Consider the following 13,393-nt stretch of genomic DNA (forward strand, 5'->3'; position numbering starts at 1 on the left):
CGGGCGAGCAGGCGGCACCTTTCGGGACCGCGTCGCAAACGTATCACATCTCAAAGGCTGGCCCGCGGACGGGTCAGCCTTGGCCGCGGCTTAGCCGAGCCCGGCTTCCTTGAGCTGGCTGTTGATGCTCTCGGCCAGCTTGTCGAGGCCCTCGTCGACCGGCACTTCCTTGGCCACCATCTTCTGCAGCGTCGCCGCCCATTCGGTGGTGAGATCGAAGAACAGCGGCTGCGGGGTGAACTTGATGCTGGCGCCCGGCGCCGAGACGTCGAACATCTCGACATAACCCGGATAGCTCTTGTTCAGCTTCTCGCGGAACATCTCGTCGTTCCAGACCGACTGACGAACCGGATTGACGAAGTCCATCTTGGTCGCACCGAACAATGCATGCTCGGGTCCGGATGCCCATTGCATGAAGTACCAGGTTGCGTCCTTGTCCTTGGAGAAGTTGGACATCGACAGCGACCAGATCCAGATATTGGGCGTCGGCGCCTTGGCGGCAGGATTGGCCTTGAATGCCGAAAAGGCGAGCTTGCCGGCCATCTTGTTGTCGCCGCCATTCATGAAGTAGCCAAGGATGTCGGCGTCGTAAATCATCGCCGAAGCACCTGCACCGAGATCGGTGCCGACCTGGTACCAGGTGTAGGTCGACCAGTCCTTCGGGCCGCTCTCCTGGATCATCTGGACCCACTGCTTGTGGAAAGCCTTGGATTCGGCGGTGTTCATCGCGGCCGACAGCTTGCCGTCAGCCGAGACGTTCAGGTCCTTCTGGTCGAAATTGGCGTAGGCCGACAGGAAGCCCGGGTGGATCGTTGCCCAGGAGCGCGAGCCGCGCACGCCGATGCCGTAGACGCCACCGCCGACGTCCTTGGTGAGCTTCGCCGCCGTAGCGACCATCTCATCCATATTGCCGGGAACGCTGACGCCGACCTTGTCGAACATGCCCTTGTTGTAGGTGATATTGTTCTGCTCGAAGCCCCACGGAATGCACCATTGCTTGGCGTCCGCCGAACCGAGCGCGCCGCCCGGCTGGCCGTTCCAGGCGCAGGAGTTCTTGACGCCTGGCAGGAAGTCGTCCCAGGCATATTTCGGGTTGGTCTTGGCCGGATCCTTGATCCATTCGTTGAGGTCGGTGATCCAGCCGGCCGGGCCGTAGGTCCAGGTCATGTAGGCGCCGGTCATGAAGGCATCGTATTCGGGCGAGCTGGCCGACAGCGCGGCGGTAACCTTGTCGAAATAGACGTCTTCCGGGAATACGTCATAGACGACTTCCATGCCGGTCAGCTTCTTGAAATTGTCGAGGTTGGCGATCATCGCATCGGCGTAAGGATGCTTGTTGAGCAACAGCTTGATGGTTTTGCCCTTATGCGCCTGCCAGTCGAAATCAGCCGCCAGGGCGCGGGTCTGCCCGAAATTGAGCAGTGTGCCGGCGGTGCTGGCGGCAAGGCCCATTGCACCGAGGCCCTTGATCAGCCCACGGCGGTCGACTTGTCCACGCAGGAATGCGTCGATGAGGTCTTTCTCTTTCTCATGCATTTCTCTTCTCCTCCACAGGGTAGTTTCAACGAAATGGTTCCCGGCTACCCGACCGGCGTCTGTTCCACGAGCGATCGCGCCGTCCGCTCGTCGGTTATCAAGCCTTTGAGATAACGGCCCTCCAGCACTGACTTGATGGCGCGAACCTTCACCTTGCCGCCGGCGACGGCGACAATCCTGCGGTTGCTGATGTCTTCGCGCGCCAGTGCCAGCGCCCGGTCGGAAAGCGTCGTCGCAACGGCCTTTCCGGCATCGTCGAAGAAATGGCCGAGCAGTTCGCCGACACCGCCGTTGCGGCGGATCTCCTCCATCTCGCCCTTCTCGATCATACCGGTGGCGACAAGCGAGGCCTCACGTTCGGCGGTGCCGATGCCGGCGATGAGCAAGTCGGCGGACTTGGCGAGGTCGAAGACATCGCTGACGCCTTTCTGCCCGAGCAACACTGTTCGATCCTCGACCGTGTTGGCGAACATCGGTACGGGCATCACATAGGCCTCCGCACCAGTCCGCTCGGCGACGCGGTGGATGACGTCATGCGGGTTGGCCGAGAACTTGCGCGTCAGGCCGCCAAGCAGCGAGACGAAACGGATCCTGCCGGCCGATATGCGCGGCAGATATTCCACGCAGGCGGCAAGCGTGCGGCCGTGGCCGACGCCGATCAGCGCCTCTTCGCCGCGTTCGATCTCGCGCTTGAGAAACTGCGCGCCAGCAATGCCGAGCGCCTTGAGCGGCAGGTCTTCGGCATCGAAGTCCGGAACCACCTCGCAGTAGTCGAGGCCGTACCGGCCGGACAACTCATCCTCAAGCTCCACGCATTCTGAGACTTCGCCGTCGATGTAGACTTTGACCAGGCCTTCCTGATTGGCCTTGGTGATCAGGCGATGCGCCTTGAGACTGGTCAGGCCAAGCCGTTTGGCGACCTCCGATTGGGTCAGGCCGCCGGCATAGTGAAGCCAGGCGGCACGGGCTGCCATTCCGGTCTCATCGTCGCGCAGCAGGCCGTTGCCAAAACCAACCATTTCCGCCCTTTGATATTTTTATCAGTTGCTGCAAAATTTTTCACAAGGCGTCGCCCGAGTCAAGCAACCGCTGCGTTTAAATCTCCGGCCAGGAGCTTGCCGGCCGGGGCCGAATAGGGCCGCGCTAACCAACGGGCAAGAAACAACACCGACCGCGCGCCATTTAAAACGTTTGCAATTTCGCTTGAACTGATTACAAACGTTTCAAACTTCGTTCGGGAGGAACGATGCCGGCCCGCGTTACGACCCTCAAGGAACTTGCTGCGCAGCTCGGCCTGTCGATCACGACCGTTTCGCGCGCCCTTGCCGGCCACGAGCAGATCGCCTTGAAAACGCGCCAACGTGTCACCGAGGCTGCGCATCAGGCCGGCTATGTGCCGAACACCGCAGCCCGCACGCTGGTCTCCGGCCGCAGCGGCTTTGTCGGCATGGTGCTTCCGATCCGCGGCCCCAATCTGGTCGATTCCTTCCTCGGCGAATTCGTCACCGGGCTCGGCGAAGGGTTGGTTTCGCACGGCTCCGACCTGATCCTGGCCGCAGCGGCGCAGGGCCAGTCGGAACTTTCCGTGCTTCGCCATGTCGTCGAATCCGGACGCGCCGATGGGGTCGTCGTCACCCGCATCGCCGAGGTCGACGAGCGGCTTGCCTATCTGCGTCACCGCAATTTCCCGTTCGTCGCGCATGGCCGGCTGCTCGACGGCGACTTTGCCTACCATTGGCTCGATACCGATGGCGCGCACGCATTCGGCGAGGCCTTCGACATGCTCTACGATCTCGGACACCGCCATTTCGGCCTGGTGACGATTTCCGAGCCGATGACATTTCGCCATCTCAGACAGGACGGGCTCGCCGCCGCGATCGCCCGCCGGGGCGATCCGTCCGTCAGGCTCGATGTGGCGACGGCGCCGCGTTTCGATCGCGGTGCCCGCATCCAGGCAATCAACCGGCTTCTGCACGCCACCGAGCGGCCGACGGCGATTGTCGCGCTGTTCGACGAGCTGGCGCTGACTGTGATGGAAGAGGCGGGGCGCGCCGGACTTGCCATTCCTCGCGACCTTTCGGTGATCGGCTTCGACAACATAGCCGCCTCCGCCTATGCGCCGCCGGGGCTGACCACTTTCGACGCCTCGATCCGCCGGTGCGCGCGCGAGATCGGCGAGATGCTGCTGACCGTCATCGGCGACAGGCCGGACTCGCCACTGACGCGGCTGGTCCGGCCGACACTTGTCTCGCGGGCAAGCCATGGCCCGGCACCCACAGGACGGAACTGACGCCTTAGCGGCGCACAACCAGGGAGGAAGACGACGATGAATGCGTTGAGGACATTGGCAGGTGCGGTGCTGGCGTTGTCGCTTGCTGCCGGCGCAGCACAAGCCCAGCAGGTGTTGTTCTGGTCGACACAGGCGCGACCAGTGGAAGAGACACAGAAGATGCGCAGCGAAGTGCTGAAGGGGTTTGACGGCCAGGTCGACTATCAGGTCGCCGAGGACGGGCCCTGGCTCACCCGCCTTCAGGCCGAACTGCAGGCCGGCTCCGGCACCATAGGCGTGCTCGGCGGCCTGCACGGAGACTTCTCCACCGTCGGCGCGAACCTTGTCGATCTCTCTGGCGTCGATCTCGGTGGCGTCAAGGTCAACGAGACCTACAAGAAGCTCGGCATGCTCGGCACCGGCGAGCAGAAGTACCTGCCATGGATGCAGGCCACCTTTCTGATGGCGGCCAACAAACAGGCGCTGCAATATCTGCCGGCCGGCACCGATCTCAACACCATCACTTATGACCAACTGATCAAGTGGGCGAAAAACATCGCTGAAAAGACCGGTTCGCCCAAATTCGGTTTTCCGGCCGGCCCGAAAGGGCTGAAGCACCGTTTCTTCGAGGGTTTTCTCCTTCCATCGTATACCGGCTCGATGGTGACGAAATTCCGCTCGGCGGAGGCCGAGACGGCGTGGAATAAGTTCAAGGAATTGTGGCAATACACCAACCCGAATTCGACCAACTATGCCTTCATGCAGGAGCCGCTGCTGACCGGCGAAGTCTGGGTGGCATTCGATCACGTGGCGCGCCTCGCCGACGCCTTCAACCAGAAACCCGACGAGTTTGTCGCCTTCCCGGCGCCGGCTGGCCCGGCAGGCCGCGGCTACATGCCGGTGGTGGCCGGTGTCGCTATCCCGAAGACCTCGCCTGACATGGACAAGGCCAAGGCGCTGGTCGCCTATATGCTGAAACCGGAAACCCAGATCGCGACGGTGAAGGCGACAAACTTCTTCCCCATCGTCGACGTCAAGCTGCCCGACGACATGCCGGCCTCGGTGAAGGCCTTCAGCCCAGTGATCGCCACCATGACCGGAGCTCCCGATGCGTTGCCGGCGCTGCTGCCGATGGGACTTGGCGGCCTCGGCGGCAAGTTCAACCAGGTCTACACCGACAGCTTCGAGCGCATCGTGCTCGGCGGCGACGATGTGCACGGCGTGCTCGACGAACAGGCGACGGCGCTGAAGGCGATCATCGACCAGGCGAAGGCGCCATGCTGGGCGCCCGACAAGCCCTCGCAAGGCGCCTGCCCGGTCGATTAAGAATCCTCCCGGGCGTCCGGATTTCCAGCGCGCCGGGCGCCCACCCCTTTTGAAGCTTCGAATAGAGAGCGCTCCATGCACAGCAAGGCCCTGCCCTATCTGCTGCTGACGCCGGCGACGCTGTTCCTCTGTGTCTTTTTCCTCTACCCGTTCGTGTTGGTCGCCTTCGAGGCGTTCACCCGCGACGGCGGCTTTACGCTCGACAATTTCCGCACCATGGCGGGCAGCTGGAAGTTTCCGGTCACTGTCCGCAATACGCTGCTGCTGAGCGCCATCGTCGTGCCGATCCAACTGGTGATGGCGCTGCTGATGGCAACGGTGGTGTCGCGGCTTGAAACCGGGCGCAGCGCTGCGCTTTACATCTTCGCTATTCCGCTCGGCATCTCCGATCTCGCCGCCGGGCTGATCTGGCTCGCCATCTTCGACCAGTCCGGCTTCCTGAACACCTTGCTCTCCAATCTCGGCGTCATCGACAGGCCGGTTATGTTCCTCGGCTACCAGAGCAAGCTGACGATCTTCATCGCCGTGGCGCTGGCTGAGATCTGGCGCGCGACCGCCATCATGATGGTCATTCTGGTCGCCGGCATGGGGCTGATCCCCCGGGAATACTACGAGGCGGCGGAGGTCTTTGGCGCTAGCCCGTGGAAGCGCTTCATCAAGATCACGCTGCCTCTGCTGCGCCCAAGCCTGCAGACCTCGATCATCCTGCGCGTCATCCTTGCCTTTGAGGTCTTTGCCGTGGTTGCAGCACTCGGCGGCACCAATCTGCCGGTGCTGATGGGCGAGACCTACAATTGGCAGTTCACGCTGCAGGACCACAATGTCGCCGCCGCCATGGCGCTGTTCATCCTCGCCATCTCGATCGGCTTCACGCTGTTCTTCCTGCGGGTGCTGCGTGTGCCGAAGGAGACTCGCATATGAGCACTGTCGCGGAGCTCTCGATCGCCGCGCCTGAGGCCCGCAAAGCCGGCAACTGGTTGCTGGTCGCAACGGTCATCCTGCTTTGCGTCTGGGTGCTGCTGCCGATCTATCTGTTGATCGTCAACGCGCTGTCGTCGCCGGAAGAGGTGACCGCCTTTCCCAAGCGCTTCTTCCCGTCATTCGATTTCGGCAGCCTTTCTTTCTTCATCAATTTCGCCGGCGTCGCCAAGGCGCTGTGGAACTCCGTTCTCGTCGCCACGCTGACGATGCTCCTCTCGATCGGCTTCGGCGCACCCGCGGGCTACGCGCTGTCGCGCTTCGAATTCCCGGGCAAGGAAACGTTCCGTTTCCTTGTGCTGATGACCCGCGCCTTCCCGCTGCCGCTGCTGGCGCTGCCGCTGGCGGTGATGTTCATCCGCACCGGCCTCGACGACACCGCGATCGGGCTGGCGCTGGTCCACACCACGCTGGCGCTGCCGTTTGCGGTGCTGATCACCTTCTCGCTGTTCTCCGGCATTCCCGTCGAGCTGGAGGAGGCGGCCTGGACGCTCGGCTGCACGAGATTGCAGGCATTCCGAAAAGTCATTCTGCCGCTGGCGCTGCCGGGCATCGCGGCGTCGGCGGTGTTTGCCTTCACCATCTCCTGGAACGAGGTGTTTGCTGCCGCAGTGCTCACCATAGAGAACCGGACGCTGACTGCCTTCCTGTTGCAGAGCCTCGGCGAATCGCCGCTCTACCTCAAATTTGCCGGTGGCGCGGCACTGGTCATTCCGGCGCTGATCTTCATCTTCGCCGTTCGCAAATATCTGTTCGCCATGTGGGGGATCGCCAACCGATGACGCGCACAAAAGAGAACGCCGATGGCTGAGATCGTCATCAAGCAGGTGGCAAAACGTTTCGGCGGCTTCACAGCGCTGCATTCGATCGACCTGACCATCGCCGACCAGGAATTCATGGTGCTGCTTGGCGCCTCGGGTTGCGGCAAGACCACGCTGCTGAGGATCGTCGCCGGGCTGGAAACGCCAAGCCAGGGCGAGGTCTGGATCGGCGGCCGTCGCGTCGACCATCTGCCGCCGCGCGAACGCGGCATCGCTATGGTGTTCCAGAATTACGCCGTGTTTCCGCACCTGACGGTATTCGAGAATATCGCCTTCGGCCTGCGCATGAAGAAGCTGCCGCAGCAGGAGGTCGACGGGCGCGTCAACCGCACCGCCGAGCTCATGCATATCGAACAGCTTTTGAAGCGCTATTCGGGCCAGCTTTCCGGCGGTCAGCGCCAACGCGTGGCTGTGGCCCGGGCCCTGGCGATGGAGCCTGACGTGATCTTGATGGACGAGCCGCTGTCCAACCTAGACGCGCTGCTGCGGCTCGAAATGCGCGCCGAGCTCAAAGGTGTGCTCGCGGCGTCCAAGACCACCACCATCTACGTTACCCACGACCAGGTCGAGGCGATGAGCCTCGCCGACCGCATCGCCGTCATGCATCAGGGCCGTATCGTCCAGGCCGCCTCGCCGGTAGAGGTCTACCGCAATCCGGCGGCCCGCTTCGTCGGCTCCTTCATCGGCAACCCGCCGATGAATTTCATCCCGGCGACGAAGACGGCCGACGGCAGTTGGACCGTCGCCGGGCTGACGCTGCCCGGCCCCAAATCGGACAAGCAGACGATAGAATTCGCCATTCGCCCCGAGGATGTGGACGCCGGCAACGAAGGTATTAACGCCACCGTGCGCGTTGTCGAGCCGCTCGGACCGCACACGCTGGTCACCTGCGACGTCGAGGGCGGCCTGTTCCGCGCCATCCTCGAATCGAATGCCACGGTCGCCGTCGGCGATCACTTGCGGCTTTCGCCCAAACCCGATCGCGTCCGCTGGTTCGATCCCGAAACCACCAACGCCCTTTGATCCCCTTCGATTCTGAAAGTACGAACGCCCCGATGATATCTCTTGCTGTCGACGAAACCATCGCCCGCGCCGTCGAGGTGCTCAGGGAAAATGACCAAGGCACCTATACCATACCGACCAAGGGGCTCTACCCGTTTCAGTGGAACTGGGATTCCTGCCTGACCGCGCTCGGCCTTGCCCACTATGACGAGGCGCGCGCCTGGACCGAGATCGACACGCTGTTCGCCCACCAATGGCCAGACGGCATGGTGCCGCACATCGTCTTCCATGTCTGGAGCGACGGCTATTTCCCCGGGCCGGAGGTCTGGCGAACCAACCGCCCGACTGCCACCTCCGGCATCACCCAGCCGGCGGTCGCCGGCTTTGCCGTGCGCCGCTTGTTCGACCAGGCCAAGGACAAGGCCCTGGCGGCCGATCGCGCCCGCGCGCTGTTGCCGAAAATCGATGCCTGGCACCGCTGGTTCTACGAAAATCGCGACCCGGACGGCGAAGGGCTGGTCGCCATAATCCACCCATGGGAGTCCGGCCGCGACAACTCGATCGACTGGGACGAGGCGTTCGAGCGCGTGCCGACCGAAGGCGTCGAGCCCTACACCCGCCGCGACATCCTGCACGCCGATCCGGCGCATCGTCCAACCAAGGCACAGTATGACCGCTATGTCTGGCTGTTGCAGCATTTCCGCGGGCTTGGCTGGGATAATGCCCGGCTGCACGATGCCTCGCCATTCCAGGTCGTCGATCCCGGCTTCAACGCCATCCTGATCCGTTCCGCCGCCGACCTTGCCGATCTCGCCGAGGCACTTGGCGAAACCGAAATCGCAGAAGCCAATCGCGCCCGTGCCGAAAAGGGGCTTTCGGCAATGGAACGGCTGTGGAGCGACGCGCATGGCCAGTACATTTGTTTCGACCGAGTGGCCGGAAAGCATGTTGACAGCGCGTCGGTCGGCGGCATTCTGTCGGTATTTTCGGCCATCCCGGAAAGCCGGGCAGCGACCATCGCTGCAACGATCGAGCGCATCGCCGGCAAAGCGCGTTACATCGTCCCGTCGCACGATCCTGAGGATGGGCGCTTCGACCCAAAGCGCTACTGGCGCGGCCCGGTCTGGCTGGTGGTCAACTACATGATCGCCGACGGCCTTGCCGCCGCCGGCCACAGCCAAATCGCACAACGGATCACGCAATCCAGTCTCGAGCTGATCGCCGAGAGCGGTTTTGCCGAATATTACGATCCCCTCAGCGGCGAGCCGCTCGGCGGCAATCGCTTCACCTGGACCGCGGCAATGGTGATCGAGTTCCTGAAGGGCAGAGCCTGAACGCTTCCGCCTAGGCCGCCGGCTACCAAAGCCCGTTCTGTCTGCCGAATAACAGTCGACCCCATTTGCGTCTGAGGCATGTCCCGGCCCATCAAAACAGGGCCAAGGCATGCCAATCTTCACCATGCCAGAGCTATAGTAATTCTTCACAAACCGCTATCTATACTGCGTCGGGGCGGGGAGAAGCGCGGCTTGGAATTCGATCTGAAAACCATTGAGGCGCTTGCTCCCGATCAGGCGTCGCTGAGCGCCGCCTCCAAGCTCACCAAACGAACGAACTGGCCGCGGCTCGAAAAGCATGAGCAGCAGGCGCTCATCTGGGGCGAATGCCAGGGCTCCGGCTCCAATCCTTATCGAGTGGTGGTCGACACGGGTGATCACGGCTACAAATGCACCTGCCCTTCGCGCAAATTCCCATGCAAGCACACTCTGGCCCTGATGTGGATTGCCGCCACCGCGCCAGCCAGTTTTGCCGCTGCCAATACCACGCCGGAATGGGTGAATGACTGGCTTGGCCGACGCAGGAAGACAACGCCACAGCCGGCGCAACCGGTACCCGGTGCGGAAGCCAAGCGCATCGGCGAAGCCTCACAAGCCGACGAGAGCACCGCCATTGAAGACATCGCGGCGCTGGAGCGTCGCGAGGCGGCGCAGCGCAAGCGGGCGGAAAGCACACGAGAAGCAGTGTCGGCTGGGCTCGATGAGCTTGACCAGTGGATTGCCGACCAGTTACGGCTCGGTCTGTCCGGGTTTGTCGACGCCAGCAGCGACCGTTGCCGGCGGATTGCTGCGCGGCTGGTCGATATGAAGGCAGCCGCGCTCGCCGGCCGTATCGACGAGATTCCGTCGCGGCTGATGGCGCTGCGCAGCGAGGAACGGTCTGATGCGGCAATCCGCGAGCTCGGCAAGCTCGTGCTGCTGGCCAAGGCGTGGCGGTCGGAGCCCGACGACCCCGAGCTGAAGCGCCTCGTATCAACGTCGGAACCCCGCGAACAGGTTCTCAGCAGTCCGGATGCAAGACAGGTTGAAAGCCTCTGGGAAGTTCTCGGCGAGAAGATCGAGAGCCGCCGCGATGGTCTGGTCAGCCATTCGACCTGGCTGCTCGATTTGAAAAGCGCCACCCCGCAATTTGCCGTGCTGCTCGACTTTTTCCCGGCTTCGGCCGGGCGCCGGTCCAACGCTTTTGCACCAGGCGACCGTTTCAATGCCCGACTGGTGTTTTATCCATCACGCCTGCCGCTCCGCGCCCTCGTGGTGGAGCGCATGGGGGAGGTTGTGCCCGGCGCGTGGCCCGATTTTGCTTTTGGCACCGCGAAGGATCCGCTCGCCACGCATGCTTCCCATCAGGACGCCGCGCCCTGGATCGCCGATTGTCCCCTCATGCTGCCGCCCGGTGCTATCCTGCTCGACGATCGGGGCACGGCATGGTGGCAGGCGGAGGATGAACCGCAGGGGATCGCCTTGCCGATCGCCGGCGCGGTAGATCAAACCTTGCTCGGCCTCGACCTTGCAGCCACGGCAGCGCTCTGGAACGGCGCCCGGCTTGAGCTTCTGGCGGCGCAAAGCGAGTTCGGGAGGCTTGATCTGGCGTGAACGAAAGCGAGCAAACAGGCCTGGCGGCAATGCGCGATTGCTGGATCACCGGCGGTGCTACGTTCGATCTGGCTCCGGCCGGATGGAAGGCAATCGCCGGCGGTGCAAGTCCCGACGAACAGGAGCGCCGGCTCCTGGCAATCGCAGCACAAGCGCTCGACGTCGCGCTGCGGCCGGCCGCGCCGACGACACTCAAGCGTCGTCCGCCGCTGCCCAGACTTGCCCTGCCCATTCTGCCGGCACGATTTCGGCCGTTGTTGAGAGCCGCTCTGAAGCACGCCGCCGACGCGAGGCGAAAGGCACGCGTGGCGGCGCTCGTCGCCAGCCGCGGCTTTGTGCTCCATCCCATGGACTGGATGCCCTCGGATCAGAACAGCCCGGACGTCTACGCACCATGGGTAGACTGGCAAGCAAGCATGAACGGGGAAAGGCTTGCCCCACAAGAGAAACTGACTGCGGAAAACTGGGATGAGTTCTATCCCGCCGCGCGACGCTTGGTCCTTGCCGATATGCGCCGTACCGACCCGACATCGGCTCGAATGTTGATCGAAGCCAAGGCGTCGGGCGAACCGGCGGAAGTCAGGCTTGCGCTGGTCGAGCTTATGCGCTTCGGCCTGAGTGCCGAGGACGTGCCTTTCCTGAAAAGCCTTTCCGCCGACAGGTCCGGCAAGGTGCGCGAACTGGCTGGCCGGCTGCTGGCAAGATTAGGAGAGCACGTTCGCCCGAGCGACGGTGGACCGGACGATCCCGTAGCCGAACTCGCCGCCTTTATCACTGAAGGCAGATCGGGCTTCATCCGCCGCCGGACGATCTACACTCCAGCAAAACTAAAATCCCAAGTGCAGGAGCAACGCCGCGCCGAACTGTTCGAGATATGCAACCTCGTCGACGTTACCGAACGGTTCAACACTACGGAAGCCGAATTCATAGGAGGCTGGCAATTTGGTGCCGACAATAAAGCCGACATCCTGATCGCACGAATGGTCGCCGCCTCAGGGAGCGAAGCCGCCCTTACGCAGATGGCGGATACGCTTATCGCCGAAGGCGGCAAACCGGCGCTGTTCGTGCTTCACCTCATGCCGCGCCTGGACAGCCGCAGAAAGCGTGTCCTCATCAGGCTGATCCTCAAGGAGACAACTTATCTTGGCATGATCAACCTGGCGGAAGGCATCGATGTCGACTGGCTGGAATGGGACGACCTGACGAATGGACAGGCGCTCGCCGCACTGCGTTCCGCCGCCGGCGGAAAAGACGACGCCGCGCGGCGGGGTCTCGACGATGTACTGGAGACGATCGGCTTCCTTGCCACCGCGACCACGGCAGCGAAATTGATCGACGACATGGTCGCGGCGGGCGTGCCGCCCGCGGCTCCTTCACTCGGGCTTCTACGTCTCAATGCATCACTGGCGGGGCCTGGAAGCAACACATGACCAATCCGGAGAACAGCAAAATGAACGCAGCCATCCGCCTCCCGGTCGAGCAGGCCTACGCTTCGGAATTGCAGGCGCTGGCGCGCGATGACGACCGGCAGAGGCCTGCCGGCTGGAGCCTGTCGCCACAGGCTGTGCTGACCTATTTGCTAGGCGGGAAGGCCGGTGACGGCACCTTGGTAACGCCAAAATATGTCGGTCGCCGCCGGTTGATGGAAACCGCGGTAGCGACGCTCGCCACCGACCGTGCACTCTTGCTGCTCGGCGTTCCCGGAACCGCCAAGTCCTGGGTGTCTGAACATCTTGCCGCCGCCATCATGGGCGACTCGACGCTGATCGTGCAGTGCACGGCCGGCACCGACGAGAACCAGATCCGCTATGGCTGGAACTATGCGCAGCTACTGGCAAAGGGCCCGAGCCAGGAAGCGTTGGTGCCGACGCCGCTCTACCGAGCCATGCAGAACGGCAAGCTCTGCCGGCTGGAGGAACTGACCCGCATGGGCTCAGACGTGCAGGACACGCTGATCACCGTGCTTTCCGAAAAGATGATGCCTATCCCGGAATTGAACACCTCGATCTACGCCCAGCGCGGCTTCAACATTATCGCCACGGCAAACAACCGCGACAAAGGTGTCAACGAGCTCTCCTCGGCGCTCAAGCGTCGCTTCAATGTCGTGGTGCTGCCATTGCCGGAAGACATGGCCGAAGAGGTGGCGATCGTCTCCAAACGGGTCGACGAGATGGCTGGCGGACTCGACCTGCCGGTGCCGAAAAATGTCGGCGAGGAGATCGCCCGTGTGCTGACCATTTTCCGCGAATTGCGCTCCGGCGCGACTGCCGACGGCAAGGTGACGCTGAAGACGCCTTCCGGCTCGCTGTCGACCGCAGAAGCGATCGCCACGATGGTTGGCGGGCTCAGCCAGGCGGCGTGGTTCGACAGTGGCAAGCTCGGCGCCGAAGGTCTCGCCGCCAGCCTTGTCGGCGCGATCGTGAAGGATCCGGTACAGGACAAGGTGGTGCTGGAGGAATATCTGGAAACCGTGCTCAAGAAGCGGGCCGACTATGCCGGCTATTACGCGGCGCTGAACGCAGCGATCTGACGCC

Annotated in this window: 11 protein-coding genes; 9 read left to right on the top strand and 2 right to left on the bottom strand. The window is 63.0% G+C overall.

The window, feature by feature from the left end:
* Nucleotides 1-90: 90 nt before the first annotated feature.
* Nucleotides 91-1,536 carry an extracellular solute-binding protein gene (locus X773_RS50590; protein WP_023676027.1) on the bottom strand — a complete coding sequence of 482 codons (1,446 nt, stop codon included), beginning with the start codon at nt 1,534-1,536 and terminating at the stop codon, nt 91-93.
* Between the two features lie 44 nt (nt 1,537-1,580).
* A complete protein-coding gene (locus X773_RS50595) occupies nt 1,581-2,555 on the bottom strand; it encodes a sugar-binding transcriptional regulator (protein WP_023676028.1) in 975 nt (324 codons plus the stop codon).
* A 227-nt stretch (nt 2,556-2,782) separates the two neighbouring features.
* Here X773_RS50595 and X773_RS50600 point away from each other — a divergent pair, with 227 nt between their 5' ends.
* From X773_RS50600 to X773_RS50640, 9 genes are all read left to right on the top strand, one after another.
* Entirely contained in the window at nt 2,783-3,826 is a 1,044-nt protein-coding gene (locus X773_RS50600) for a substrate-binding domain-containing protein (protein WP_023676029.1), read from the top strand.
* Nucleotides 3,827-3,862: 36 nt separating this feature from the next.
* The gene (locus X773_RS50605) at nt 3,863-5,131 is read left to right on the top strand and encodes an ABC transporter substrate-binding protein (protein ID WP_023676030.1); all 1,269 of its coding nucleotides are present in this window, start codon (nt 3,863-3,865) and stop codon (nt 5,129-5,131) included.
* A gap of 75 nt (nt 5,132-5,206) precedes the next feature.
* Complete coding sequence (locus X773_RS50610; protein WP_023676031.1) at nt 5,207-6,052, top strand: sugar ABC transporter permease; 846 nt, start codon at nt 5,207-5,209, stop codon at nt 6,050-6,052.
* Nucleotides 6,049-6,891 carry a carbohydrate ABC transporter permease gene (locus X773_RS50615; RefSeq protein ID WP_023676032.1) on the top strand — a complete coding sequence of 281 codons (843 nt, stop codon included), beginning with the start codon at nt 6,049-6,051 and terminating at the stop codon, nt 6,889-6,891. Before X773_RS50610 ends, X773_RS50615 begins: the two co-directional genes overlap by 4 nt.
* A 21-nt stretch (nt 6,892-6,912) precedes the next feature.
* The gene (locus X773_RS50620) at nt 6,913-7,953 is read left to right on the top strand and encodes an ABC transporter ATP-binding protein (RefSeq protein WP_023676033.1); all 1,041 of its coding nucleotides are present in this window, start codon (nt 6,913-6,915) and stop codon (nt 7,951-7,953) included.
* A gap of 32 nt (nt 7,954-7,985) precedes the next feature.
* Nucleotides 7,986-9,266 (top strand): trehalase family glycosidase, encoded by a 1,281-nt coding sequence (locus X773_RS50625; RefSeq protein WP_023676034.1) that lies wholly within the window; start codon nt 7,986-7,988, stop codon nt 9,264-9,266.
* A gap of 192 nt (nt 9,267-9,458) precedes the next feature.
* Nucleotides 9,459-10,859 (top strand): SWIM zinc finger family protein, encoded by a 1,401-nt coding sequence (locus X773_RS50630; RefSeq protein WP_023676035.1) that lies wholly within the window; start codon nt 9,459-9,461, stop codon nt 10,857-10,859.
* Nucleotides 10,860-11,164: 305 nt separating this feature from the next.
* Nucleotides 11,165-12,289 carry a DUF5691 domain-containing protein gene (locus X773_RS50635; protein ID WP_245274672.1) on the top strand — a complete coding sequence of 375 codons (1,125 nt, stop codon included), beginning with the start codon at nt 11,165-11,167 and terminating at the stop codon, nt 12,287-12,289.
* Between the two features lie 20 nt (nt 12,290-12,309).
* Complete coding sequence (locus X773_RS50640) at nt 12,310-13,389, top strand: AAA family ATPase (RefSeq protein ID WP_023676037.1); 1,080 nt, start codon at nt 12,310-12,312, stop codon at nt 13,387-13,389.
* Nucleotides 13,390-13,393 lie beyond the last annotated feature (4 nt).

This window comes from Mesorhizobium sp. LSJC280B00 (genome assembly GCF_000502835.1).
GTDB lineage: Bacteria > Pseudomonadota > Alphaproteobacteria > Rhizobiales > Rhizobiaceae > Mesorhizobium.

Bases quoted from the DNA above. Each gene is read 5' to 3' on its own strand.
- X773_RS50590 (WP_023676027.1), bottom strand. From the start codon at position 1,536: ATGCATGAGAAAGAGAAAGACCTCATCGACGCATTCCTGCGTGGACAA.
- X773_RS50595 (WP_023676028.1), bottom strand. From the start codon at position 2,555: ATGGTTGGTTTTGGCAACGGCCTGCTGCGCGACGATGAGACCGGAATG.
- X773_RS50600 (WP_023676029.1), top strand. From the start codon at position 2,783: ATGCCGGCCCGCGTTACGACCCTCAAGGAACTTGCTGCGCAGCTCGGC.
- X773_RS50605 (WP_023676030.1), top strand. From the start codon at position 3,863: ATGAATGCGTTGAGGACATTGGCAGGTGCGGTGCTGGCGTTGTCGCTT.
- X773_RS50610 (WP_023676031.1), top strand. From the start codon at position 5,207: ATGCACAGCAAGGCCCTGCCCTATCTGCTGCTGACGCCGGCGACGCTG.
- X773_RS50615 (WP_023676032.1), top strand. From the start codon at position 6,049: ATGAGCACTGTCGCGGAGCTCTCGATCGCCGCGCCTGAGGCCCGCAAA.
- X773_RS50620 (WP_023676033.1), top strand. From the start codon at position 6,913: ATGGCTGAGATCGTCATCAAGCAGGTGGCAAAACGTTTCGGCGGCTTC.
- X773_RS50625 (WP_023676034.1), top strand. From the start codon at position 7,986: ATGATATCTCTTGCTGTCGACGAAACCATCGCCCGCGCCGTCGAGGTG.
- X773_RS50640 (WP_023676037.1), top strand. From the start codon at position 12,310: ATGAACGCAGCCATCCGCCTCCCGGTCGAGCAGGCCTACGCTTCGGAA.